Source organism: Kribbella sp. NPDC054772 (genome assembly GCF_053611945.1).
In genome coordinates, this window is record NZ_JBSHBJ010000001.1 from 187542 (window position 1) to 211128 (window position 23587).

Annotated in this window: 24 protein-coding genes; 8 read left to right on the forward strand and 16 right to left on the reverse strand. The window is 68.9% G+C overall.

Annotation, left to right across the window (positions count from 1 at the left end; translation table 11 throughout):
* Positions 1 to 46: 46 nt before the first annotated feature.
* Positions 47 to 2614, reverse strand: coding sequence for a bifunctional FO biosynthesis protein CofGH (locus tag ACWGID_RS00965; RefSeq protein ID WP_452193173.1), 2568 nt, complete (start codon positions 2612 to 2614; stop codon positions 47 to 49).
* A 91-nt stretch (positions 2615 to 2705) separates the two neighbouring features.
* Here ACWGID_RS00965 and ACWGID_RS00970 point away from each other — a divergent pair, with 91 nt between their 5' ends.
* Positions 2706 to 3260, forward strand: a complete 555-nt coding sequence (locus ACWGID_RS00970) for a TetR/AcrR family transcriptional regulator (protein ID WP_452193174.1) — start codon at positions 2706 to 2708, stop codon at positions 3258 to 3260.
* 103 nt (positions 3261 to 3363) lie between these two features.
* Positions 3364 to 5190 (forward strand): ABC transporter permease, encoded by a 1827-nt coding sequence (locus ACWGID_RS00975; protein WP_452193176.1) that lies wholly within the window; start codon positions 3364 to 3366, stop codon positions 5188 to 5190.
* Here the strand turns inward: ACWGID_RS00975 and ACWGID_RS00980 are convergent.
* Both ACWGID_RS00980 and ACWGID_RS00985 read right to left on the reverse strand, forming a co-directional pair.
* A complete protein-coding gene (locus tag ACWGID_RS00980; RefSeq protein WP_452193178.1) occupies positions 5147 to 5644 on the reverse strand; it encodes a DUF2867 domain-containing protein in 498 nt (165 codons plus the stop codon). The genes ACWGID_RS00975 and ACWGID_RS00980 overlap by 44 nt on opposite strands.
* A gap of 10 nt (positions 5645 to 5654) precedes the next feature.
* Entirely contained in the window at positions 5655 to 6185 is a 531-nt protein-coding gene (locus tag ACWGID_RS00985) for a TetR/AcrR family transcriptional regulator (RefSeq protein ID WP_452193179.1), read from the reverse strand.
* Between the two features lie 160 nt (positions 6186 to 6345).
* Between ACWGID_RS00985 and ACWGID_RS00990 the strand changes: the two genes are divergently transcribed.
* A complete protein-coding gene (locus tag ACWGID_RS00990) occupies positions 6346 to 6531 on the forward strand; it encodes a hypothetical protein (protein WP_452193181.1) in 186 nt (61 codons plus the stop codon).
* Positions 6532 to 6630: 99 nt separating this feature from the next.
* Here ACWGID_RS00990 and ACWGID_RS00995 read toward each other — a convergent pair whose 3' ends face one another.
* The 7 genes from ACWGID_RS00995 to ACWGID_RS01025 all read right to left on the reverse strand — a co-directional run bounded on the left by ACWGID_RS00995 (position 6631) and on the right by ACWGID_RS01025 (position 15676).
* Positions 6631 to 9051 carry a GH116 family glycosyl-hydrolase gene (locus tag ACWGID_RS00995; protein ID WP_452193183.1) on the reverse strand — a complete coding sequence of 807 codons (2421 nt, stop codon included), beginning with the start codon at positions 9049 to 9051 and terminating at the stop codon, positions 6631 to 6633.
* A 104-nt stretch (positions 9052 to 9155) separates the two neighbouring features.
* Positions 9156 to 10370, reverse strand: a complete 1215-nt coding sequence (locus ACWGID_RS01000) for an MFS transporter (protein ID WP_452193185.1) — start codon at positions 10368 to 10370, stop codon at positions 9156 to 9158.
* Positions 10367 to 10813, reverse strand: coding sequence for a MarR family winged helix-turn-helix transcriptional regulator (locus ACWGID_RS01005; RefSeq protein ID WP_452193186.1), 447 nt, complete (start codon positions 10811 to 10813; stop codon positions 10367 to 10369). Before ACWGID_RS01005 ends, ACWGID_RS01000 begins: the two co-directional genes overlap by 4 nt.
* A gap of 72 nt (positions 10814 to 10885) precedes the next feature.
* Complete coding sequence (locus tag ACWGID_RS01010; protein ID WP_452193188.1) at positions 10886 to 11497, reverse strand: hypothetical protein; 612 nt, start codon at positions 11495 to 11497, stop codon at positions 10886 to 10888.
* A gap of 107 nt (positions 11498 to 11604) precedes the next feature.
* The gene (locus ACWGID_RS01015) at positions 11605 to 12924 is read right to left on the reverse strand and encodes a glycosyltransferase (protein ID WP_452193189.1); all 1320 of its coding nucleotides are present in this window, start codon (positions 12922 to 12924) and stop codon (positions 11605 to 11607) included.
* Positions 12921 to 15131, reverse strand: coding sequence for a glycoside hydrolase domain-containing protein (locus tag ACWGID_RS01020; RefSeq protein ID WP_452193190.1), 2211 nt, complete (start codon positions 15129 to 15131; stop codon positions 12921 to 12923). Before ACWGID_RS01020 ends, ACWGID_RS01015 begins: the two co-directional genes overlap by 4 nt.
* Before the next feature lie 248 nt (positions 15132 to 15379).
* Positions 15380 to 15676, reverse strand: coding sequence for a hypothetical protein (locus ACWGID_RS01025; protein ID WP_452193192.1), 297 nt, complete (start codon positions 15674 to 15676; stop codon positions 15380 to 15382).
* A 173-nt stretch (positions 15677 to 15849) separates the two neighbouring features.
* On the opposite strand from ACWGID_RS01025, the gene ACWGID_RS01030 reads away from it, so the two are divergent.
* Positions 15850 to 17010, forward strand: coding sequence for a cation:proton antiporter (locus ACWGID_RS01030; RefSeq protein ID WP_452193194.1), 1161 nt, complete (start codon positions 15850 to 15852; stop codon positions 17008 to 17010).
* Here the strand turns inward: ACWGID_RS01030 and ACWGID_RS01035 are convergent.
* The 3 genes from ACWGID_RS01035 to ACWGID_RS01045 are packed head-to-tail and all read right to left on the reverse strand — an operon-like array spanning position 16999 to position 18988.
* Positions 16999 to 17415 (reverse strand): lasso peptide biosynthesis B2 protein, encoded by a 417-nt coding sequence (locus ACWGID_RS01035; protein ID WP_452193196.1) that lies wholly within the window; start codon positions 17413 to 17415, stop codon positions 16999 to 17001. The genes ACWGID_RS01030 and ACWGID_RS01035 overlap by 12 nt on opposite strands.
* A complete protein-coding gene (locus ACWGID_RS01040; protein ID WP_452193198.1) occupies positions 17412 to 17663 on the reverse strand; it encodes a lasso peptide biosynthesis PqqD family chaperone in 252 nt (83 codons plus the stop codon). Before ACWGID_RS01040 ends, ACWGID_RS01035 begins: the two co-directional genes overlap by 4 nt.
* Positions 17660 to 18988, reverse strand: coding sequence for an asparagine synthase-related protein (locus tag ACWGID_RS01045; RefSeq protein ID WP_452193795.1), 1329 nt, complete (start codon positions 18986 to 18988; stop codon positions 17660 to 17662). Before ACWGID_RS01045 ends, ACWGID_RS01040 begins: the two co-directional genes overlap by 4 nt.
* Here ACWGID_RS01045 and ACWGID_RS01050 point away from each other — a divergent pair.
* Entirely contained in the window at positions 18909 to 19247 is a 339-nt protein-coding gene (locus tag ACWGID_RS01050) for a hypothetical protein (RefSeq protein WP_452193199.1), read from the forward strand. The two genes, ACWGID_RS01045 and ACWGID_RS01050, sit on opposite strands and share 80 nt — an antisense overlap.
* 109 nt (positions 19248 to 19356) lie before the next feature.
* On the opposite strand, the gene ACWGID_RS01055 is transcribed toward ACWGID_RS01050, so the two are convergent.
* Positions 19357 to 19485 (reverse strand): keywimysin-related RiPP, encoded by a 129-nt coding sequence (locus ACWGID_RS01055; protein ID WP_452193201.1) that lies wholly within the window; start codon positions 19483 to 19485, stop codon positions 19357 to 19359.
* Between the two features lie 98 nt (positions 19486 to 19583).
* Positions 19584 to 20120: a hypothetical protein gene (locus ACWGID_RS01060; protein WP_452193203.1), complete on the reverse strand. Its 537-nt coding sequence runs from the start codon at positions 20118 to 20120 to the stop codon at positions 19584 to 19586.
* Between the two features lie 150 nt (positions 20121 to 20270).
* Here ACWGID_RS01060 and ACWGID_RS01065 point away from each other — a divergent pair, with 150 nt between their 5' ends.
* Genes ACWGID_RS01065 through ACWGID_RS01075 form a run of 3 tightly spaced genes read left to right on the forward strand, consistent with a single transcriptional unit; the run spans position 20271 to position 22804 of the window.
* On the forward strand, positions 20271 to 20873 hold the full coding sequence (locus ACWGID_RS01065) for a TetR family transcriptional regulator (RefSeq protein ID WP_452193205.1): 603 nt from the start codon (positions 20271 to 20273) through the stop codon (positions 20871 to 20873).
* Complete coding sequence (locus tag ACWGID_RS01070) at positions 20870 to 22480, forward strand: MDR family MFS transporter (protein ID WP_452193207.1); 1611 nt, start codon at positions 20870 to 20872, stop codon at positions 22478 to 22480. The genes ACWGID_RS01065 and ACWGID_RS01070 overlap by 4 nt, the downstream gene beginning before the upstream one ends.
* A gap of 24 nt (positions 22481 to 22504) precedes the next feature.
* Positions 22505 to 22804 carry a thiamine-binding protein gene (locus tag ACWGID_RS01075; RefSeq protein WP_371405488.1) on the forward strand — a complete coding sequence of 100 codons (300 nt, stop codon included), beginning with the start codon at positions 22505 to 22507 and terminating at the stop codon, positions 22802 to 22804.
* Here ACWGID_RS01075 and ACWGID_RS01080 read toward each other — a convergent pair.
* The gene (locus tag ACWGID_RS01080; RefSeq protein WP_452193210.1) at positions 22793 to 23533 is read right to left on the reverse strand and encodes an SDR family oxidoreductase; all 741 of its coding nucleotides are present in this window, start codon (positions 23531 to 23533) and stop codon (positions 22793 to 22795) included. The two genes, ACWGID_RS01075 and ACWGID_RS01080, sit on opposite strands and share 12 nt — an antisense overlap.
* Positions 23534 to 23587: the final 54 nt, after the last annotated feature.

Consider the following 23587-nt stretch of genomic DNA (forward strand, 5'->3'; position numbering starts at 1 on the left):
CGACGGCCGGAATAGTCCGATCCTCAACAACTTTCGGCCGGTTTGCTTACGTGAGCTCGAGTGCCGGGCGGCTCGGAACCTCGCCGTACGTCGTGGTGCGCTGCCGGGCCGGGCGGCCTGCGGCGTCCGCCATCGCGGTGAGTTCGGCGATCGACTTGCGGCTGCCGTGCTTGGAGCCCGCCATCCGGCTGATCGTCTCCTCCATCAGCGTGCCGCCGATGTCGTTGACGCCACCGTTCAGCACCGCGACGCAGCCGTCGACGCCGAGTTTCACCCACGAACACTGGATGTTGTCGATCCGCCCGTGCAGCATGATCCGCGCCATCGCGTGCACCGCACGGTTCTCGTCGTACGTCGGACCCGGCCGGGCGACGCCGGCCAGATAGATCGGCGAGTTCTGGTGGATGAACGGGAGCAGCACGAATTCGGTGAAGCCGCCGGTCTGGTCCTGCACCGCGGCGATCGTTCGCAGGTGCTGGACCCAGTGGTGCGGTGCGTCCACGTGGCCGTACATCATCGTCGAGCTGGACGGCAGACCGACCTTGTGCGCGGTGCTGATCACCTCGATCCAGCTTGCCGTCGGCAACTTTCCCTTGGTGAGGATCCAGCGCACGTCGTCGTCGAGGATTTCCGCGGCGGTGCCCGGGACGCTGTCCAGGCCGGCCTCCTTGACCGAGATCAGGAACTCCTCGATCGACAGACCGGTGCGGACCGAGCCGTTCACGATCTCCATCGGCGAGTACGCGTGGACGTGCATGTCCGGGACCCGGTCCTTGACCGCGCGGACCAGGTCGGCGTACGCCGTTCCCGGCAGGTCGGGGTGGATCCCGCCCTGCATGCAGACCTCGGTCGCGCCGATCACCCAGGCCTCCTCGGCGCGCTGGCCGACCTCGTCCATCGACAACGAGTAGGCGTCGGCGTCGGTCCGGCGCTGCGCGAACGCGCAGAAACGGCAGCCGGTGTAGCAGACGTTGGTGAAGTTGATGTTCCGGTTCACGACATAGGTGACGTCGTCACCGACCGTTGCCTTGCGCAAGTTGTCGGCGATCCGCGCGAGCTCGTCCAGGGCCGGCCCGGTCACGGTCATCAGCGTCAACGCCTGCGCGTCCGACAGGCCCGCGGGATCCCGCTCGGCAGCGGCGAGCGCCGCCTTCACCTCGGCGGAAATCCGCTCGGGGGAGGTGGTGCCTGCCGCTCCGGTCCCGCCGGCTGTTGCCTCGGCCGCGCGCCGCGCCGCGACGTCCTCGCGCAGCACGTCCCAGTCGCCGTACGCCGCGTCGAAGTCCGAGCGGGTCTCGGTACGGCGGCCCTCGGTGTCGATCGCGGTGTGCAGGTCGGTGCGCCCGACGCTGTCCCATCCGCCGTCCGGCTCCTGCCACGGCAGCCCGACGGGCATGGCGTCCTCGTTGGCCAGCCCGGTTTCCGGGTCGAGCAGCGCCTCCACGTGGGAGATCAGCCGCGGGTCGAGCCACGGCTCCCGCAGGTACTCCGGGTGCGCGGTCAGACGCTCGCGCAGGACGAATCCCGCATCGGCGGTGACCTTGACGAGGTCGTCGATCTGGGGCCACGGGCGTTCCGGGTTCACGTGGTCAGGCGTCAGCGGCGAGACTCCGCCGAAGTCGTCGATCCCCGCGTCGAGAAGCGCGCGGCACTCGGCCAGGTCGACCAGGTTCGGCGGCGCCTGGACGCGGACCCGCGGTCCGAGCACGATCCGGGTGACGGCGATCGCGGCCAGCCACTCGTCCAGCGGAACATCGGCGTCGTTCCGCATCGCAGTGTCTGGCTTCACCCGGAAACCCTGGATGATCAGTTCCTGGATGCCGTTGTACTGCCGCGCGATTTTCCGCAGCGCGAAGATCGAGTCGGAACGTTCCGCCAGCGTTTCCCCGATGCCGATCAGCAGTCCGGTCGTGAACGGGACGTTGGACCGTCCGGCGTCCTCCAGCACCCGCAGGCGCACCGCCGGGTCCTTGTCCGGCGACCCGAAATGCGGCTGCCCCTTCTCCTCGAACAACCGCCGCGACGTGGTCTCGAGCATCATCCCCATGCTCGGCGCGACCGGCTTCAACCGCTGCAGGTCCTGCCAGGACATGACGCCCGGGTTCAGGTGCGGGAGCAGGCCGGTCTCCTCGAGCACCCGGATCGCCATCGCCCGGACGTAGTCGAGCGTGCTGTCGTACCCGGCCTCCTCCAGCCACGTCCGCGCCGCGTCCCACCGGTCCTCGGGCGCGTCGCCCAGCGTGAACAGGGCCTCCTTGCAGCCGAGCGCCGCTCCTTGCCGCGCGATCTCCAGCACCTCGTCCGGCGAGAGGTACGGCGCGTGCACCCGGCCGGGCGTGGTCGCGAACGTGCAGTAGTGGCAGCGGTCCCGGCACAGCCGGGTCAGTGGGATGAAGACCTTCTTCGAGTACGTGACGACGCCGGGTCGGCCGGCGTCGGCCAGGCCCTGGTCGCGGACCCGGGCCGCGGTCGCCATCAGAGCGGTCAGCGCGTCGCCGCTCGCGCCGAGCAGCACCTCCGCTTCCGCCGCGTCGAGGGTCTTGCCGTCGGCTGCGCGCTTGAGTGCGCGGCGCATCGCCGTACCGATTTCTGCTGCGTTTTCCGAAGGGGCCACGGAATCCGAGCCTAAGTCGCGGAAACCGGTCGATCTCGCGATTCCGGAGACCAAAATCAATCCGTACAGACGTCCTGATAGTTTGCTGTTCGTGCAGGTCAGCCGGGGTGCCGACGGTCGCCGGGTCCGTGGTGAGCAGCGCCGGAACGAACTGCTCGCGGCGACCCTGGCCGTGATCGAACGCGACGGAGTCGCAGGTGTGAGCCACCGTGCGGTGGCCGCGGTTGCCGACGTTTCCGTCGCGTCGATCACCTATCACTTTCCGACACTGGACGATCTGCTGATTTCCGCGTTGCGGTCCGCCGCGGAGGACCTCGCCGTCGAGTTGCACGGTCGGGGGAGCGAGCTCGGCGCGCGACCGGCCGACGAGCTGGCGCGGCTGATCGAGCACAGCGTCGTACGACGGCGCGGGCGGACGCTGGCGCTCTACGAGCTGTACCTGTACGCCGCTCGGCGGCCGGAACTGCGGGAGACGGCCGGGGCGTGGCTTGAGCCGCTGACGGAGATCGCACGAACCTTCACTGGCGATCCGGTGAAGGCGCGACTGCTGGTCGCCGCGCTCGACGGGTTGCTCATGCAGGCGCTGATCGGCGCGCGCGAGGTCGACCGGGGAGACTTCGCTGCCCTGCTCGAGGTGCTGCGGTAGAGCGCGGGAGACCTCGCCGCGGCGCTTGAGGTAGCGCGCGAGCTACCCACGGCCGGGTGTGCGGGCCAGAGTCAGCCGCGCTCGTAGCCGGTTGGCTGGGCACATGCTGAGGTTGTCTGTCGGGGCGCTGCGGACCAGGTGGCAGCTGTTCGCCGGCGCCGTGGTCGCTGTCGCGCTCGGGGTCGGGTTGGTCCAGTCGGGTCTGCAGATGCTGGCCGCCACCGACCGGCCGGTGCTGCCTGCCGGGTTGTCGGCGTACGACCGCGCCAGGGTCCGGGAGGGGTACGTTGGCGCGGCGACGCTGCTCGGGATGTCGGTCATGCTCGCGATGTTCCTGAGCGTGTTCATCGTCAGCACGACGTTCGGGTTCATGACCGTGCAGCGCCGGCGGGAGTTCGGACTGCTGCGGCTGGTCGGGGCGCAGCGGGGCTACCTCTGTCTCATGGTGGTGACCGAGGCAGGTCTCCTCGGGATCGTCGGCAGTGTGGTCGGGCTGCCGCTCGGCGCGCTCGCGACCTGGGCGCAGTCGTGGTTGCTCATCCGGTTGGGAATGCTGCCGAGCTGGTTCGATGCGCCGTGGGATCAGGGCGCGGTCTGGGCGGCAATGCTGGTCGGCGTGTGTACGGCGCTGGCCGGGGTACTCGCCGCGGCCTGGCGGGCGTCGCGGGTGAACGCGCTGGAGGCGGTCGTCGAGGGGCGGGCCGCGCGGCAGGTGATGACGGCCTGGCGATGGTTCTGGGGGCTGTCGGCCGCGTTCTGCACGGTCGTGCTGGTGATCGCGGCACAGGCGGCGCGGGATCTCGTGGCCGGGTTGATGATCGGTCTCGTCGTGATGATCAGCGGTTCCGTGGCGTTGAGCCAGCTGAGCCCGGTCGTCGTACCGCTGGTCGGTCGCGTTCCCGCGCTCGTTGTTCGAGGCAACTTGATCGCGGACCTCGCGCGAGCCGGCGTCCTGCACGCGGTACGCCGGAGCGCGGCGACCGCGGCGCCGTTGATCGTGCTCGTCGGGCTGGTGATCGGGTTGTGGGGAACGTTCGGGTCCCTGGCGAAAGCGGTCGGGGTCGAGCAGGAACGGTTGATCACGGCGGATGTCGTGGTCGACCATGTGGTCGCGCCGGGTCCGGAAATCGTCGTCGCCTCGGCGCAGACCGCCGTTCCGATCGCCATCACGCGCGGAAGGAAAACGGTGTACTCCGAGGCGATCGGGATCGATCCGGTGGCGTACCAGCAGACGCACAAACTGCGGCCGCGGAAGGGTTCGCTGGATCGCCTCGCCGGCCGGACGATCGCGATCGGGCCGGGGATGGCGGTCGAGGGGTACAAGCTCGGGTCGACGCTCACGGTTGCGCTCGGCAACAGAAAGATCGCGGTGCGGGTCGTGGCGATCATGCCGGAAACACTCGATGTCAGCGAGAACTTCTTCATTCCGCGGAGTCTGCTGCCGGCCGGCGGGCGGACCGAGACACTGGTGAAGCTGGCGCCGGGCGCGACGATGGACGGCCAGTCGGTCGAGGAGTGGGCGGCCGCGCGTGGTGAGGTGCAGCAGCGCAGCAACTCGGGGCTGTTCGCCGCGCTGATGGGCCTGGCCGGAATCTTCACCGCGGTGGCGGTCGTCAACGCGGTCGTGATGTCGACGGCCGATCGGCGGCGCGAGTTCACGCTGGCACGGATGGCGGGGTTGACCCGCGGTCAGGTGGTGACGGTCGCTTTGGTGGAGTCCGGGACCGTTGTGGTGGTCGGTGTCCTGCTCGGCGGGCTGGTCGCCGGGGCCGCGCTGGCCGGGATCGCCGCAGGCCCGTACGGCCTTGCGGCATTGGCGATTCCGTGGGGGTTGCTCGGTCTGATCTTCGGTGCTGCCCTGATGGTAGTCGGGCTGGCGGCAGCGCTCACTGCCTATCGCGCCACGTCTCACCGGCTCGGCACATACTGAGCATGATCACGTGGTGGAACGGCCTGATCAGGTTGTAGTAGAACCGCCCCGCGGGCCGCAGGAACTGGATCAGGGTCACGACCTTGAACGTCGCGGGCCGCTCGTTGTCGGTGAAGAACGCGAGGTACCCGTCGAGGTGGTTGTCGGAGATCTTCAGCAACAGGTAGCGGTCCTCCTCGCCGCGCACGACGGTGAAGAACGCGTCCTTCTCGCCCGGAGTGAAGCTCACCGTTTCCGGTCGCAGTTTCCGCGTTTCCGGAATGCCGGTGGTCTCGAGCCGGAGTACCGCGGCCACGGCCATCCGAACGGCGAACAAGGCCTTGACCCACAGCGGACTGTGGCCCAGTGCGCCCGCGATGAACTCCCGTAGCGTCACGTCGCCGTGCGCCGTTTTCACGTCCATCTCGTCCACAACCGGCACCAGATCGTCGAGCTCGTGCAGAGTGGTCGGCATGCGCGCTCCTCTAGTCGATGAGGCGGAGCGTCAGGTCGTAGATCTCCCGCAGCCCCTCGTGGTCGATCGGTGGCAGCACCTGCTCGGCCCCGATCAGGATCAGGTACAGCAACTGCGCGAACCGGTCCGGATCCACGTCCGCGTCCAGCCCACGACACAACTTCTTCAGGTACTCCGTCCGCGCCACGTCCACCCGCTGCTGAGCCGCGCGTACGACGGCATCCTGCAGCGCCCACGCCCGTACGGCGATCTCCAGTGCAGCGTTGTCCGGATCGGCCAGGACCAGCCGCAGCAGGTGCCGGAGCTTGTCAGCCGGGGGCGCGTCGTCGGCATCGATGACGTCGATCAGGCGGGTCGTGTACTGCGCCTCGAAGTGCTCCAGCAGCGCGGTCTTGAACCCGCTCGCACTCTTGAAGTGGTGGTAGTACGAGCCCTTCGTCACCCCGAGCTCGGCGGTCAACCGCTCGATAGTCACCGCCGGCGCCCCCTCGGCCGCCAACAGTTCGAGTCCCGCGTCCAACCACTCCACCCGCTTCACCACGCTCAAAACATACCATACCGTTTGGTATGGTCGACAGTCATCGCGAGACCGCGACCGGAGCGCCGAGGCGGGCGGACCTGCAGCACTCACCAACTGTCCCGGTCGGACCGGCCGTACGCGGGTGGCGCGCTCTGCGACCTGCACCGCGCAGCGTTGGTGAGTGCCGGAGATCCGGCGCCGAGTCCCGCGGACGAGCCGGCCGGCGACCGCACCGCGCGGCAACCGCACCGCGCGACGACCGCACGACGCGACGACCGCACCGCGCGACGACCGCACCGCCCGCGGCGGGGCGGACCTGCAGCACTCACCAACCGTCGCGGCCCGACCGGCCGTACGCGGGAGATGAGCTCTGCGAGCTGCGTCGGAACGAGTTGGTGAGTGGTGGAGGTCCGGTGTCCAGTCCCGCCGATCGAGGTGGCCGCGGTCGGGGAAGGGACGGGGCGGGTCAGGTGAGGTGTGGGGTGATGGGGGTGCCGTTGAGTTCGACTGTGTGGATGGGGGCTTGGCCTTCGCGGATGGTGAGTTCGTGGGTGGTGGTGTTGAAGGTGCCGAAGGCGTTGCCGGTGGACCAGAAGAGTTGTTCGGCGTCGGGTTGGCGGGGTGCGAAGCGGAGGGTGCCGGTGCGGGCGTCGTAGTCGAAGCCGGTGAGCGCGATGACGGCGCCCCAGCTGGCCATGGCGCGGGCGTAGTGGTGGCCGCACTCGGCTTCGTCGAAGGGGTTGCGGCGTTCGCCGTCGTAGCGGTTGCGGATGTCGGTGATGACCGCCAGGCCTTCGTCGACGAGGCCCTCGGTGATGAGGCCGACGGCGAGGATGTGTTCGAAGCCCGTCATGACCTCGGTGAAGTAGGGGAACGGGCGCTCGGGGCGGTTGCCGCGCGGGTAGCTGCACATCAGTACGGCGGATTCGTCGTCGCCGAGCACGTAACTGCGCATGTGGTTGAAATGACCCGTGAACCCGGACAGCCCGTTGTGCTTCAGGATGCTGCGCAGCGTCGTACGGACGCGGTCCTCGTCGAGCAATGTGCCGAGCTGGGTCAGCCGGGCGAGGTGTTGCCCGACGAGTTGGTCGACCAGGCAGCCGTCGCCGAGTTGCAGCACGGGATGGGTCGGATCGGCGGCGCCCATCGTCTCGCGCAGCCCCGCGGCCATGTCGTCAGCTGATGCCGGCGGTCGGATCTCGTGCCGGTAGTACTCGCCGTTGAACAGGTTCGCGTCCATCCACGCGCTGCCGTGCTCGAACAACTTCCGGCACTCGTCGGCGAGGTCGTCGCCGAGGTACGTCGCCATTTCCTCGCAGGCCCGTAGCGCGGCCAGGTACCACGACTGCATCTGCGGGTTCGGACCGTAGTACTCGACGTCCATGGTGTTGTGCTGGCAGCCCTCCATGACGCCGTCACGGTCCGCATCCCAGCCGCCGGGGATCCAGCAGAACTCGAGTGCGCGGCGAGCCGCAGGCCAGAGCGAGCGCAGCAGGTCGTCATCGCCGCTGAGCCGCCAGTCGCGGTACAGCTTGACGAGACAGCCGAGCTGCCCGTCCGCGGCCGCGACCTTCCAGTCGCGGGCGTTGGTCTCCAGCGGCAGGCCGACGCGGAAACTCATCAACCCGTTCTCGTCGGTCGCGTGGGCGAACTCGATCTCGCGGAGTGAGCGCGCGATCTCACCGAAGAGGAACGGCGTGGCCTGCTCGTAGTTCCACACGTGCGTGCAGTTTCCGAAACAGCTGCCCTCGTGGTCGGAACATCCCTCCCAGCCGAAGAAACGTCCGTCCGGGGTGCGGAAAACGGTTTGCGTGCGGAGCGTGCTGAGGTTGAAGAGCGCGGCTTCCTTGACCTGTTCCGGCAGGTCGCTCGCCAGGAAATCGTTGACGAAAGCAACGGTGCGGCGTTCCAGGTCGGCGAGCTGCGGCGCGAACCGGGTCAGCGCGTCCCACGCATCGGCGTACAGCGTCGTGTAGTGGTTTCCGACAGTTTCCGATTTCTCCCACGCGCGCCGGTTCGGAAAATGCCAGGAAAGCAGAAACGTGAAGTGCTCGGTGGCACCCGGAGCGACGGTACGGCGGTCCGCGACGGAGGCGACCGGTGTCGGCGACTCGCTCTCGCGGTCGTCGAGCCGGCCGTCGGCGGTGAAGTCGTCCCAGAAATCGAGCAGGCTGTCGCCCCAGGTGCGATCGGCCCAGCCGGTCCGCCGGGAGACATCCTGTCCGTCGAGGACCGCGAGCGCCATCGATCCGAACTGTTCGGCCTCGGGATCAACACCACGACTACGAAGCAGCACGCCTACCGACCGACCGGGCTCACCCTCGGAAAGCGTGTTGTAGTTTCCGGCGGCTACGTCGGTGGTGCCGTCGCGGCCGATGAAGTTCTGAAGCGCGCCGGCGACGGAAACGGTCTGGATTTCCGTGCCGTGGTTGGTCACCGCGAACCGGAGTACGGCAACGGGCCAGGAGCTCGCGGCCACGTCCGTGGGGACGAAGGGGTTGAACGCCTCCAAGTCGACGGAAACCGGAACGTCGGTATCGCGGAGCTCGAGGCGCCCGAACGGATACGCGGTGGCGAACGTCGCGTCCCGGAAACGCGGAAGACCGTGATTCTGCGCGCCGCTGCCGTGCGCGCCCTCGTACTCGCTGAGATCCAGCGGGCCTTCCACCGCGCGGGCTGTCACGGCACCCGACGGCGACTCGGTACGGATCGCGAAGAACGCCGTACCGGGGCGGAATCCTTTCGCTGGGCGGTTCACGATCTCCCAGTCGCGGAGGTTGCCGCGGCCGCCGAGGCTGACCGTTCCGGTGCCGATGCCGCCGAGCGGCAGGGCGATCCGGCGGAGCTGGCGGCCGGTGTACGTGCGCAGGGTGGGCCAGGTCGTCATACTCATCGACCCTAAACGCGAAGACCCGCCGGAGAAATCGATCTCCGGCGGGTCGGGTAGACCAATCAGGCCAATCCGGCCGATCAGGCGCTGGCCTCGGCCGATCAGGCGTCGGCGACGGTGAGCGCCTCGGCCTCGACCTCCGAGTGGTTGGCGGGGACCCGCAGGTGTGCCAGCGGCTTCCACCCCGTGGCCAGTACGCCGACCGCGAGCAGCACCGCGAACGCGCCGACGTAGAACGGCAGCTGGACGTTGACCTCCTCGCCGAGCTTCCCGGCCAGCCACGGCGCGACCGCACCGCCGGAGAACCGGACGAAGGAGTACGCCGCGGACGCCGTACCGCGCTCGACCGGGGCGGCACCCATCACGGCCTCGGTGATCAGCGTGTTGTTGATGCCCAGGAACAGCCCGGCCACGACCACACCGATCGCGAGCACCGGCTTGTGGTGCGCGTAGACGCCCATCACCGCGAGGTCGACGGCGAACAGGAACAGCACCGTCATCGCCACCGGAAGCGTACCGAACCTGCGCTGCAACCGCGGCGCCACGAACACCGACGTGAACGCCAGGCACAGACCCCAGCCGAAGAAGATCAGCCCGATCTCCCGCGCCGACATCGCCAGCGGGAACGGCGTGAAGGCGAGCAGCGTGAAGAACCCGAAGTTGTACAGCAGCGCGGTGACCGCGACCGTCGCGAGCGACCGGTGCCTGAGCGCCTTCAGCGGCTCGAGGATCGACGTACGACGGGCCTCGGGAGGTGACGCGGGGAGCAGGAACGCGGTCGCGGCGAGCGCGATCGTCATCAGGACGGCGACGCCGAAGAACGGGCCCCGCCACGAGATGGTGCCGAGCTCACCGCCGACCAGCGGGCCGGCCGCGATCCCGACGCCGAGGGCGGCTTCGTAGAGGATGATCGCCTCGGCGACCGAGCCGGCGGCCGAGTTCACGATGGTGGCGAGGGCGGTTGCGATGAACAGTGCGTTCCCGAGGCCCCAGCCGGCCCGGAAGGCGACGATCATGCCGATGCTGTTCGACAGGCCGGCCAGCGCGCTGAACACGACGATGATGGCCAGGCCGATGAGCAGGGTGCGCTTGGCGCCGATGCGGCTGGAGACCGCGCCGGTGATCAGCATCGCGACCCCGATGACCGCCATGTAGCTGGTGAACAGCAGCGAGACCTGGGACGGGCTCGCATGCAGTTGCTCGGCGATCGGCTTGAGGATCGGGTCCACCAGACCGATGCCCATGAAAGCGATCACGCAGGCGAACGCGACCGCCCAGACGGATTTGGGCTGCTTCAGGAACGACGAGTTGCTCACCGGGGCGTGTCCTCCAATGGCTCGAGGGTGAGAAGTTTGTGGATGACGGTGGCGGCGGCCTCCAGGGTGGCGAGGTCGTGCGCGGGGAGTTGGCCCAGATGGGCCGCGAGCGCGGCGCCGGCCTGGTTGCGCGCGTTGCGCAATTCGGCGAGACCCGCGTCGGTGAGGCTGATCAGGCTGGCGCGGGAGTCGGCGGGGTCGGCGCTGCGCCGTACCCAGCCCTGCTCCTCGAGCCGTTGCACGAGGTTGGACATGGTCGGCTGGGAACACCGGTCGGCCTTGGCCAGCTCACTGATCCGGGCCTGACCGAGCTCGTCGAGCCGCCCCAGCACCCGCATCGCGGCGTGCGGCAGCGTGTTCACGTTCCGGGTGGCGAGCCGCGACAACCTGGTCGATGCGACCACCAGCTGCTCACCGAGCTTGGTCAGATCCGTAGCAATCACACCCACAAATATACATAGCTTTGCTATGTATCTCCACAGAAGTGAACCAGCTCACGGCGGGCCGTGACGGCCTCAGGTGAAGACGTTGACGGCTCGGGCTACCACGAGGCCTACGACGGCCAGGGCGATCATCGACTGGAGGCCCATGGCGAACTTGGCCCACAGGGCCAGGGGCATCACGTCGGTGGGGCTGAAGGCGGTGGAGGTGGTCAGCCCGAGGTAGAGGTAGTCGCCGAACCCCGGGCGCCAGTTCGGCGGAGCGAGCTCCGGGCTGATCTGCTGTGTGAAGGCGAGGTCGAGGTACTGCGGCATTCGATGGGCGCGGTTGGCGGCGCCGCCGGCGTCGAGCTCCCAGTACAGCAGCGCGAACGAGAGCAGGTTCGACAACCACACGACGGCGCCGGCGATGAGCAACTTGCTCGGTGAGTTCGTCACCGACCCACCGTGGATCAGCGCCGCGACCAGCCGCACGGTCGACCCCAGCGCGTCCAGCACGAGCAACCCCGTGACCGTGATCGACACCCCGCGCAGGAACGACGACCGTTTGTCGATCCGCCCCGGGTCCCGCACGATCAGGACCGTCAGCAGCACGATCTCGACCACCGGCAGCACCCACAGCGGCAGCAGCCGTACGTCCTTGGGCCGAACCAGCGTCAGCAACATGGCTACCACCACGGCCGTCACACTCGGCCACCGTGGCTCTCCCCGCACAGGTCCGGAATCCCCACCCCGAAGACCACCCACGTTCACCACGGTACGCCCGCGGGCCGGCGGTCCGGGCGCCTCGGATCTCAGACGGGTACGGCGGGTGGCTCGGCCAGTGCGAAGACGCGGGCGAAGAGGCGGTCGAAGACTGCGAAACGGTCGAACTGCAGGGCGTAGGCGCGTGCACGTTGCTCCGCGGCAGACCGTTGTTCGGGGGTCCAGTCGCAGACGACCTCGTCGAGAACGGTTCGGAGGGCGGCCGGGTCGCGTTGCGGGACCAGGAGGGCCGTGTCACCGACGGCCTCGGGTACGCCGCCGGTCGCGCAGGTGATGACCGGACCGCCGCCGGCGAGGGCCTTCTCGACCAGCGCGATCCCGAACGTCTCCACGAACTCCGGCTGCTCGCGCGTCGGCAGCACGAACGCCGCGCTCCCGGCCATCAGCGCCGCCTTCTCCGCGTCGTCCACATCGGTCAATACCCGCACCCGCTCGCCCAGACCCGCTGCAGCCACGCGCGCCACCACCTCGTCTTCCTGCGGCCCACGCCCGGCCAGGACCAGCTGGACCCGCTCGGCCGACCGCGACCCGGCGTACGCGTCGATCAGGTCGTCGATCCCTTTCGCCGAGGCGATCCGCGAGAGGAACAGCACGTAGCCGTCGCGCGAAAGGCCACGCCTGGCAAGCGTTTCGTTGATCCTGTCATCGGTCAGCGACAGGTAGGGCCAGGAGTCGACCGCCGGGTACGAGATGGCGATCCGCTCCCGGCACCGCTGCGCGAACGTCGTACCGTGCATGCCGTCGAGGGTCGCCGCCGACGCCACGATCAGGTCCCTGGTGTACTCCGACACCGCCACGCAATGGTCCGCCGCCAGATAGACCGACAGGATGTGCGCGGCCGCCCCGAACCGGCCGGTGTCCACGCAGTCGCGGACCACGTTGGTGATGTCGGACCCCACTGCCTCAGCCACCGTGATCACCCGCGCAGGCCCGATCCGGCGCGCGACCTGGGCGGCCTCCTGTACGGCGATCGCGTGCGGGCTCAGGTACAGCGACATCGCCACCGTCGGTACGCCGTCGCTGAACAGCTCGACCAATCGCCCGATCAGCCCGGACAGATAGCGCCCGTCCGGGACCCGATAGTCACCGACCGGACCGGGCCGCTCCACGGTGATGCCAGGGCTGTACGGCAGCACGCGATCGAGCGGTTTCAAAGGCAGCCGAGCCGCCTCGAGTGCGTCCAATGGCCAGGTCACGATCCGTACGTCGTCGTACCCGCGGGTGAGCGCCACCTCGGCGAGGCACCGTGCCTCACCGGAGTGTCCGCAGATCACCGGGTCGGCGCGGACGACGATGACCAGGCGGCGACTGGGTAAGGACGGTACGAATGTGTCGTCGGCGATGGTCATGCCTCACCTCCAGTGGCGTCGGATGTGGATGGTGGTCTGATCCGGGTGCCCCAGCCGGACGGCCGCGGGCCGAGCTCGATGTGCAGATTGCGGATGCGCCGTAGTTCCCGGCCGGAGATCCACGGGCGTTCGAGCGCCTTGCCGTCGACCGCGACGGACTGGACGTACGAGACCGGTCCGCCCGCCTCGACCGGCTCGAATCCTGTTGTCGTGATCGACAGCTCGCCGTCCGGCAGCTGGGTCGTGGACTCCGCAACAGCCGGTGCGCTCAGCAGGAACAGGTTCTGACCGGCCACCGGGAACAGCCCGAGCGTCGCCCACACGTACCAAGCAGACAGTCCGCCGGAGTCGTCGTTACCGGGCAGCCCGCCCCGTCCGGTGCCGAACTGGTTGGCGATCGCCGCATGCACCACCTCGGCGGTTCGGTCGGGCCGTCCGGCGTAGTGGTAGGACCACGGCGCCTCGTAGTCCGGTTCGTTGTTCAGTCCCTCGAACCGGCACAGGTCGTACCCGGCGTTCATCTCGGCCACGCTTGGCGCGACCCCCGGTTGGATGACCGGTGCGGCGTCGTACCCGAAGAACCGGTCGAGCAGGCCCACGAACGCCTCGTCGCCGCCGGCGAGCGCGATGCGGGCGCGCATGTCGTGCAGCAGCCGGAACGAGTAGTTCCACCGGCCGCCCTCGTAGAACGTCGAGTCGCGCAGCAGGCCGGTGCCCGGGTCGTACGCCGCCTGCCAGCCGTGCGCGAGGTCACGCATCTGCTGGGCCAGCGGGCGGTCGCGCACCTTGTCGGCGATCGCTGCGGTGCAGTTGTAGGCGTACGCCAGGTCGAGGGTGTGGCTGATCGGGTGCGCCACACCGTGTACCAGGTAGTCCTCGCCGTACGTGCGACGCAGGTCCATCTCCAGGTGCACCATGGCCCAGTCCCAGTCGATACCCGGCAGATCCAGCTGGCACAGGTCGGCGAGGAATGTGTGCGCGAGCGCGCTGCCCTGCCGGGAGAACCGGTCGGCGCCCTTGGCCATCCGGTAGCCGATCGGCAGGTTGCCCTCCTGCTCGCAGATCGACAGCAGCGCGCCGGCCAACGCGACCGAACGCTGCGGGAACAGCGTGGTCATCAGCGGCAGCTGGGTGCGGTAGATGTCCCACATGGTGCAGATGTCGAACGCGTACGGGCCCTCGGTCGTCCACGACGGGCTCTCGTCCGGGGCGAAGCACGGCTTGACCAGCGAGTGGTAGAGCGCCGTACCGAAGATCGTTGCCTGGTCGTCGGATTCCGCCTTGATCTCGACCTTGCGGAGGTGGTCGCGCCAGGTGGCGGCCGTGCGGTCGCGTCGTCCGGCGAAGGTGGCCTGGGCGCGGCCGACGTCTGTGTGCAGGTTGTCGCGGGCCGTCTCACACCCGCGCAGGGAGAACCCCAGTCGTACTTCGACGGTCTGCTCGGCGCGCGAATGGCCCATGAAGATCAGACCGAACGGCCGCAGCGTGGTCGGCCGGATGTAGTCGAAGTCGAGGCGAGTACCGCCGGGCATCAGGCGCCGGTCGTACCACAGCAGTTGCCGCCAGCCGGGGGCGTCGACCTCCAGGTGTACAGCGAGCGGCACACCCTCGACGTGGATCTCCCCTTGAGCAACGCCCGGCTCCAGCATCGCCAGATGCGCCTTGAGCGGCACGGTCCGGCTGTGCGGGATGGCCAGGCCGCCGGTCGAGGCGTCGATGACGATCCGGGCGGCGTCGTGCGCCGGAAAGGTGTACCGGTGGACGGCCGACTTGGGGCCGACCGTCAGCTCGCAGCGCACCCCCGAGCTCAGCGTCGCCGCGTAGTAGCCGGGCTCGGCCACCTCGTCCAGCAGGTCCCACGTGGTGCCCAGGTCGTCGAGCGGCCCGAGCATCGGCGTGACCCGGAAGTAGTTGTAGTACTTGCGGATCGCGCCGGTGCCGGACTGCTGGAAGTGGGTGAAGCCGGAGGCGACCGGGCGGTCGTACAACTGGCCGGGCACGCCCTCGGTGTTGAAGTCGTACTGCCCGTAGCCGGTCGGATAGGCGCCCGAGTACGGGCAGGCCGACACCATCCCGAAGGGGTACAGGGCGCCCGGGTGGGTGTTGCCGACCTGCGGCTTGGGCCACCACCAGGTCCCGGCCAGGCCCTTGGGCGTGGGCAGGTCGGTCGCGCCGGTCCCGATGAACGGGTCGACGTGCTCGTACATCGGCTCACCGCCTCGCCCGGCTGACGTGGGTTCTCAACGTAAGAAGCGCGTGTTTCAGCCGCGTGACCGTGGGAGACGCGCAGGTTACGACCGGGCGGGCCGCAAGGGCTACATCGGATGGGGTTCGGGCATCGGCAGCGGTCCGCTGTGTTCAAGGCGTTCGTGCTCGACGCCTGAGCGTGCCGACCGGGGCGGGCGTCCGCGCCCGCCCCGGCTACGCGCCGGTCCCGGTTAAGCGCCCATCCTGGTTAAAAGCTGAGGCCGCGGTACATCGCCGTGACCGGAGAGCGGCTCGGATACGGGCCGCCGGCGTACCGGTTGAACTCGACAACGTTGCCATCGGTGTCACGGATGATGTGGCACTGGCCGTTCCACCGGGCGACCTCCACCCCGACCGCGATCATCCGCGACCGGCTCGGGCCGGACGCGAACGGTTCGGGGTCGTCACACCGACGGGTGTGCCAGGACCCGTCGCGGTAGAAGGTCTCCACATCGGCGTGCAGTGTGACGCCGTCGGAGATGATCATGTCGTCGCGTACTGTCATGCAGGCTGACCTTTGCTCGCTGATTCGCGGGCCGCCCCCCAGATCTGGCCCCCCTCGAAACTCCCATCTGACTCTGCCGCAGGAAGTGCTCCAGGGCATGGGCCAAAAGTCCCGTCTTGCGGGCCCTGTGCAGGTCGTAGGCACAATGGCGGTCTGGTGAGAGGAGCCGCGCGGTGAGTTTCACGATGCTGGCCGTGGTCGTCGCGGTCGGTCTGATCGGGCCACTGCTCGCGCTGCGGCGCGGCTGGCACATCCCGGTCGTGCTCGGCGAACTGGTCGCCGGCGTCATCCTCGGCAAGACCGGGATCGGGTACCTCGTCGCCTCCAATGTGGAGTTCAGCTTCCTCGCCGAGATCGGGTTCGGCCTGGTGATGTTCGTGGCCGGCACCCACGTTCCGGTCCGGGACGAGAGCCTGCGGCGGGCGATCCGCCCCGGCCTGCTCCGCGCGGTGGTGACCGGCATCATCGCGACCGGTCTCGCGTTCGTCCTGAACGCGGTGTTCGAGACCGGTCACGTTGCGCTGTACGCCGTACTCATGGCGTCCTCGTCCGCGGCGCTGGTGTTGCCGATCGTCGACTCGCTCGGCCTCGGTGGACGGCCGGTGGTCGAGCTGCTGCCGCAGGTCGCGATCGCCGACGCCGCTTGCATCGTCGCGCTGCCGCTGGCGATCGATCCAAAGCACGCGGGCCGGGCGGCGCTCGGTGCGCTCGTGGTGATCGGGGCGGGCGCGGTGGTGTACGTCCTCCTGGACCGTGCCGAGCGGTCCGGTATCCGGCGGCGGACACATCGGATCTCGGAGGACCGGCGGTTCGCGGTCGAACTGCGGTTCAGTCTGGTGGTGCTCTTCGCGCTCGCCGGTCTCGCGACCGCGATGCATGTGTCGATCATGCTGGCCGGGTTCGTGCTCGGGCTGGCCGTGGCGGCGGTGGGCGAGCCGCGGCGGCTGGCGCGGCAGTTGTTCGCGCTCACCGAGGGCTTCCTCGGGCCGGTGTTCTTCGTCTGGCTCGGGGCGTCGCTGGATCTGCGGGAGCTCGTCGACAAACCGGAGTACATCGGTGTCGGTCTGGCGCTCGGAGTGGGCGCCGTGGCCAGTCATCTGTCGGGGATGCTGTCCCGGCAGCCGATGAGTATCGGTGCGTTGTCGGCGGCCCAGCTCGGGGTCCCGGTGGCGGCGGCCACGGTCGGCGAGTCTTTAGGCGTTCTCCAGCCGGGCGAGCCGTCCGCGCTGATCCTCGGCGCGCTGGTGACGATCGGCGTCAGCGCGGTCGCGGGCGGCGCCGCCGTACGCCGTGGGCTGGTCAAGGAGAAGTCGGCCTCGGGCTCAGCCGACTGAGAAGAGTTTCGCGTGGTAGCTCGGGGGATGCGGTTCCCCGACCGGATCGCCTTCGGCTTCCACCCAGGCGTGCGCTCCGAACGGGGGATAGCGGCGTACGCCGACGCACCAGGTGGGCCAGCGGCCGTGGAGTCTGCAGTACAGCGCGGTGGCGATGGATCGGGGCAGGCAGCCTTGCGGACCCGCGCACGTCAGACTGACGGCGACGACCGCGGCGCGAGCGCGGGAAGCGAGTTGGGCGTCGGCCGGACGGGTGCCCTTCGCAAGCACAGCCATCAGTCGGCGGAGCTGCGCGGGCGGCCGCGTGGCCAGGAGCCTGGCTAGCGGTACGACGATCCGTACGGCGATCCGCTGCCGCCGCGGTACTGCTCGTGGGTCGTGGGTGACGACGCCCGTGATGCTCACATCGTCACCAGCTTCGCCTGCTCGAGTTCGCGCAGGAGGTCCTCCACGTCGGCGCGGGCGGTCGCGGCGTCGACGGCGTACCGGGTGGTGATCTGTCGCACCGCGTCGTCGAGGCCGGCTCCGTCGAGGAGGGCCTGGACGGCGAGCACGCCCGTCGGGTTGAGGCTGAAGAACTCGCCGGCGCGTTCGTCCAGGAGCACCCAGCCGTACTCCGTCTCTACCAGGGTGACCGCTGCGCTGAGCTTCATCCGGATCCTTTCGTTGCCGTTCGCAACCATGATTCGAGGTCGAGGATCTGGCGGACCGGGCCGCAGCTCGCCGCGTCGTACGGGCCCGCGCAGATCCGGCGTACCGCGGCCGCGTCGATCAGGCCGAGTCGCGCGAGTTCGGAGTCGTCGACGAGGTCCATCAGCTCGGACCGATGCGTGGCCCACCCGCGGCCGACGGTCATCGAGATCTCGGACTTGCTCGCCCGGTTCAGCGTCCGCGACGGCAGGACGCCGGTCATCGCGGTCACCAGCTGTGGTTTGTAGCGCGCCGGATCGATCGCGTCCTCGGGGCGGATCGCCAAGCAGGCTTCGAGAACGCGATCGTCGAAATACGGGAGCGCGACCGGCATCCCGTCCGCGGCGCCGAGCTGCGCGATGTGCCGTGCCGCGAGCGCGCCGGTGTGCACGACCTCGAGCGTCGCGTGCATCCCCCGATCAGCAGCCAGCGCGGTGGCCGTCGTACCGGCGATCGCAGTGCGCACCAGGTCGACGGCGTCCGCGGTCAACCAGTTCGGGAGCGCGGGCGGGATGCCCCAACTCATCGTCTGCCATTCGCCAGGCTGACGACCATCGAGACAACCGGCGAACCACTCGGGGTACGTCGTCCGCGCCGCGACCATGCCCGCGATATCGGCGGCCGAGAGTCTGTACTTCGCTTGCACGCGCCGCGCCAGCCGTGCCGCGCGCAACGGATGCCGGCGTGCGATGTCGGCGAGCCACACCGGCGGCGGCATCAGCACCTCGTCTCCACCGTGCCCCGCGAAACGCAGGCTCGCCCCAAGGGCGGCGGCCCGCGCACTCGTCGTACCGATCCGGGCGCGGTACGACGAGACCCAGGTCGGCTCGTCGAACGGGCCGGCGTCGTCGCGCAACCCCTGGAACGGGAGCGGAGCGTCGGCGGCCGGGAGGACGTCGTGAGCGGCGCCGACTGACTCTGCCAGGTGGCGCGCGTACGGGACGTCCTCGTCTCCGGGATCGTCGGCCTCGTAGGTGAGTCCGACCACCGGCCCGCGCTGGGCGGCGAGTCCGAAGAGCGAGCTGGAGTCCAGTCCGCTGAGATCGCACGCCACCAGGTCGTGGTCGCCTCGGTCGACCGCGTTCTCGAGGGCCGTTCGTAACAGCCGGCCTGCTTCCGCGAGTGGAAGGTCGGGTGCGGGCGGCGTCCACCAGCGTTCGTACGCGGCGGTGTCGAGATCGAGCCAGTGCCCTGGCGGGACCGCTGCGATGTCGCGCCAGACCGAGTGCCAGGTGAGGGGCCAGGGTGCGTTGGGGCGAGAGCAGGCGCAGTACGAGGCCGGAAGGATCTGGCGTGGATCCGATCAGGCGGGCGAGTGCGTCGGCGCGGTCGGCCGCGAGCGTGACGTCGTACCTTGTGGTGTGGAAGAGGCGGTGCAGGCCGGACGCCGTACCGCGTGCACGCGTCCGGCCGTTCTTCGAGGTCAGGTGGTGGCCGCCGATGGTGATCGTGACTTCGTCGCGGGACTGGAGGACGGTGGCGTTGTCCCAGCGGCCGAGGACGAACGGTCGGCCGGACGGATGGTTGATGGCCTGAGCGGCTGGTAGACGGTCGACAACTGTGGCGGCTCGATCGGGCAGTACGACGAACCATGGGTGCGTGACAGCAGCCCGCCCGCGATCGCGGACGGGCTGCATCTGGCTGTCGCTGGTCAGCTCACAGCCCCAGGCGTCCGCCGGAACCGTCTTCCCACTTGCCGGTCCGGCCTGCGGTCACCCGCTGGAAATCACCCTGTCGCGTCAGGGTCGGGCGTTCGTAGTCCTGCTTGTCCGTCTCTTCGTGCATGGGTGTCTCTCCCATCTCCGGCGATCTGGTCCTTACCAGTTCTACGTGGCGCGACGGCCGTGCGCACGACCTTTCAGCGGCGCTCGAAACCCTTGTTCTCAGCGCGCTTCGGTGCCGTCCGGGGTACGGAACAGGCGCACCGGGATCGGACCGCGGTGCAGGATGTGCGGGATGTCCGCCCAGGGGTAGAGGGGCTCGGTGGCGTTCAGATTGCGGAGCCGGTGCAGCGCCCGCTCCGACGGTACGGCGAGCTCCGCGACCGCGGCCGGCGAATACGGGATGAAGTCCTCGGGCGGCTGCGGCCGCATCTCGGGGTCGTGCCGTTTGAGCAGGATGCAGGTGACGGCCGGGTCGAGCAGGTCTGCGTCGAGGGTCCAGTAGTCGATGACGGCCGGACCGATCCGGCCGGACTGTTGCAGGGCCTCGAAGATCGGGGCCGGGTGGACGGGGGACAGGAAGACCACGTCGCCCCAGGTGCAGTCGAGGGGATGGACCGGCGTGTTCACCCGGCCCGGGCGCGCGGCGTACTTGCGGAAGTGGCGTTCGTACAGGTCCGGGTAGCGGTCGCGGAGCTGGTTGAGCGGGAGGATCTCGTCGCCGAGCACTTCGCCGGCAGCCTTGTAGAGAAGAGTCATGAAAAAAGCCTCCGACCGCGGGTATCCGCGTCAGAGGCTCCTGTTGATTATACGCCAGGGGCAGGGGCGAGCGGGCAGGTCCTGCAGGGGATGCAAAGTTGCAGGATTAATAGTTTGCACTGAGTGCAAGTTTGTTCTTAGCCTGGATCCGTGAGGCAGGTCGAGGGTGGGTTGCGGGAGCGCAAGAAGCTGCAGACGCGGGAGGCACTGGCCGACGCGGCGCTGCGGCTCGCGCTCGAGAAGGGGCCGGACCACGTCACCGTCGAGGAGATCGCCGAGGCGGCCGACGTGTCGGTGCGGACCTTCTTCAACTACTTCCCGCACAAGGAGCACGCGATCCTCGGGCGCAACCCCGAGCATCTCGAGCGGGCGCTGGAGCGGATCCGGACGGCACCGGACGACGAGTCGCCACTCACCACGCTGCGCCTGATCATCGGCGACGTCCTGCACGACCTGCTGAGCGAAGGTGAGCTGTCGCGGCGCGGCGAGCTGATCATGAGCTCGCAGTCGCTGCTGTACCACCTGATGCTGCTGAGCCTCGACGACGAGCGGCAGCTGTCCGCCGCGCTCGCCGAGCGGATCGGCGACCAGCTCCGGGCGAGCCTGATCGTCAGCGCCGCCGGGACCGCCTGCCGGGTCTGCGTCGAACTGCACAAGACCGCACCGGACAGCTCACCGGCCGACCTCGTCGACGCCGCGTTCGAACTACTTGCCCAGGGCATGGACCCTGACTATCAGAAAGGCCGCACATGACGACGACCTCGTCACCCACACCGGAACCGGTGGGTGAGGTCACCGCCTCCGAACCGACGACTCCCGAAGCGGACGCGGCGGCTGCCGCGGCGCTCACCCCACGCCAGACCGTGCAGGCCATCTCCGGCCTGATGCTGGGCATGTTCGTGGCGATCCTGGCCGGCACCATCGTGTCGACCGCGCTGCCGCGGATCATCAGCGACCTGCAGGCGAGCCAGTCGTCGTACACCTGGGTCGTCACGCTCGAGCTGCTCACGATGACGGCCACGGTGCCGTTGTGGGGCAAGCTCGCCGACCTCTACAACAACAAGCTGCTGGTCCAGTTGTCGCTGGGCTTCTTCGTGATCGGCTCGCTGGTCGCCGGCTTCGCACCGAACATCGAAGTACTGCTCGGCAGCCGTGTCCTGCAGGGTCTCGGCGCGGGCGGTCTGACCGCGCTCGTGCAGATCGTGATGGCGGCGATCATCCCGCCGCGCGAACTCGGCCGGTACTCCGGCATCTTCGGCGCGATCTTCGCGTCGGCGACCGTCGGTGGACCGCTGCTCGGTGGCTTCCTGGTCGACTCGCCCCTCGGCTGGCGGGCCTGCTTCCTGGTCGGCGTGCCGTTCGTGCTCGCCGCGATCGTCCTGCTGCAGCGCACGCTGAAGCTGCCGACGGTTCGCCGGGAGGTGAAGATCGACTGGCTGGGCGCGGTCCTGATCATGGGCGGCGTGAGCACGCTGCTGGTCTGGTCCTCGTTCGCCGGCAACAAGTTCGACTGGGTCTCGGGCTGGAGCTTCACCCTGGTCGCGGTCGCCCTGGTCGCGCTGCTCGCCGCGGTGCTGGTCGAGCGCAAGCACCCGGAGCCGATCATCCCGATGGACCTGTTCCGCAACCGCACCGTCACGCTGGCGATCGTCGCGAGCGCGCTGGTCGGTGTCGCGATGTTCGGTGGCTCGGTGTTCCTGGCGCAGTACTTCCAGATCGCGCAGGGGTACTCGCCGACCAAGGCCGGGCTGATGAGCCTGCCGATGATCCTCGGCATGATGACCGCGTCCACGATCGCCGGTGGACTGATCACGAAGTACGGCAAGTGGAAGATCTACCTGGTCGTCGGTAGCATCCTGCTGCCGATCGGGCTGGCGCTGTTCGGCACGATCGACGCACACACCTCGAAGTACATGCTGTGGGCCTTCATGATCGTGCTCGGTGTCGGCATCGGCCTGGTGATGCAGAACCTGGTCCTCGCCGCGCAGAACGACGTACCGGCGCGCGAGCTGGGTGCGGCGACCTCGGCGGTGAGCTTCTTCCGGAGCATGGGCGGCACCATCGGCGTCAGCGTGCTCGGGGCGATCCTGGCGAACAACGTCGCCAAGACGCTGAACCCGGGCGGTGCGTCGTCGGGTGGCGGGAACGCCGTACCGAACATCGCGAAGCTGCCGCCGGAGGTGCGCTCGATCGTCGAGAACGCGTACGGCGCGGCGACGGCGGACCTGTTCATGATGTCGGTCCCGTTCGCGGTCCTCGCCCTGATCGCCGTCCTCTTCATCAAGGAGAAGGCCCTCCTCACCACCTCAGGTGCAGAGCGCCGCGCCGCAGAGGAACCTGACATCCCTGCCTCCCACTGACAACGTCCGTGGGAGGCTGGATGCATGATCGTCGCATTCAGCATCAGTCCTTCCGCAGGTGACGAGACCGGGGGCGTGAGCGAGGCGGTGGCCGAGGCCGTCCGTGTCGTTCGCGCCTCCGGTCTTCCCAACGAGACCAACGCGATGTTCACCAACATCGAGGGTGAGTGGGACGAGGTGATGGCGGTGGTGAAGCAGGCCGTGGACGCCGTCGCCGCCGCTTCACCGCGGGTCAGTCTGGTGTTGAAGGCCGACATCCGCCCTGGCTACACCGGCCAGCTCACCGCCAAGGTCGAGCGGATCGAGCAAGCGTTAGTGGACTGAGTTGAGTACGCCGAGCACCTGGTCGTAGCGGTTCTCGCGTTCGGCGTCGCGGAGGAAGCGGACGCGGTCGACGAGGATCTCGTCGGCCTCGGGCTGCCGCTGGAGCAGGGTCATCGTCTCGTCGATGTACTCGTCGAGCGGCATCGCGCGTTCGTCGTTCTCCTGGTTCAGGAGCGTGGTCCGCACAGCCGGCGGGACCAGCTCGATCACCTGGAGCTTGGTGTCGGCGAGCTGGATCCGCAGGCTCTGCGTGTAGCTGTGGATCGCGGCCTTCGTGGCGCTGTACGTCGGGGTGACGGTCAGCGGCACCGAGGCGAGACCCGACGAGACCGTCAGGATCGCCGGATCGTGCCGCTCGAGCAGGTACGGCAGGAACGCCGCGATCACGCGGATCGTGCCGAGCAGGTTGATGTCGATCGTCTGCTCGGCGGTCGCGAGGTGCTCCGGATCGCGGAGGTCCTCGACCTGCATGATGCCGGCCATCGTGATCAGCACGTTGACCTCGTGGGTGCCCGTCACCTTGTCGAAGGCCGCCGCGATGGACGCCGGGTCGGCGACGTCGAGCGTGACGCCCTCGATCCCGTCCTCGGCGGCGATCGTGTCGAGCAGGTCCTGGCGCCGGCCGCTGATGATCACGGTGTTGCCGAGGTCCCGGAACCGCCGCGCCAGCTCGAGGCCGATACCCGACGTACCGCCGGTCATGAAGATCGTGTTGCCTGTGGTTTTCATGACTCCAGCCTGTGGCCGGATGCCCACGGCAACCAGGCTGCGCTCAGCCACTGC

Coding starts and splice junctions, on each gene's coding strand:
- ACWGID_RS00975 (WP_452193176.1), top strand. CDS start 3,364: ATGCTGAGGTTGTCTGTCGGGGCGCTGCGGACCAGGTGGCAGCTGTTC.
- ACWGID_RS00980 (WP_452193178.1), bottom strand. CDS start 5,644: ATGCCGACCACTCTGCACGAGCTCGACGATCTGGTGCCGGTTGTGGAC.
- ACWGID_RS00995 (WP_452193183.1), bottom strand. CDS start 9,051: ATGACGACCTGGCCCACCCTGCGCACGTACACCGGCCGCCAGCTCCGC.
- ACWGID_RS01015 (WP_452193189.1), bottom strand. CDS start 12,924: ATGACCATCGCCGACGACACATTCGTACCGTCCTTACCCAGTCGCCGC.
- ACWGID_RS01020 (WP_452193190.1), bottom strand. CDS start 15,131: ATGTACGAGCACGTCGACCCGTTCATCGGGACCGGCGCGACCGACCTG.
- ACWGID_RS01025 (WP_452193192.1), bottom strand. CDS start 15,676: ATGACAGTACGCGACGACATGATCATCTCCGACGGCGTCACACTGCAC.
- ACWGID_RS01040 (WP_452193198.1), bottom strand. CDS start 17,663: ATGAAGCTCAGCGCAGCGGTCACCCTGGTAGAGACGGAGTACGGCTGG.
- ACWGID_RS01050 (WP_452193199.1), top strand. CDS start 18,909: ATGTCGCGCCAGACCGAGTGCCAGGTGAGGGGCCAGGGTGCGTTGGGG.
- ACWGID_RS01055 (WP_452193201.1), bottom strand. CDS start 19,485: ATGCACGAAGAGACGGACAAGCAGGACTACGAACGCCCGACCCTGACG.
- ACWGID_RS01060 (WP_452193203.1), bottom strand. CDS start 20,120: ATGACTCTTCTCTACAAGGCTGCCGGCGAAGTGCTCGGCGACGAGATC.
- ACWGID_RS01070 (WP_452193207.1), top strand. CDS start 20,870: ATGACGACGACCTCGTCACCCACACCGGAACCGGTGGGTGAGGTCACC.
- ACWGID_RS01075 (WP_371405488.1), top strand. CDS start 22,505: ATGATCGTCGCATTCAGCATCAGTCCTTCCGCAGGTGACGAGACCGGG.
- ACWGID_RS01080 (WP_452193210.1), bottom strand. CDS start 23,533: ATGAAAACCACAGGCAACACGATCTTCATGACCGGCGGTACGTCGGGT.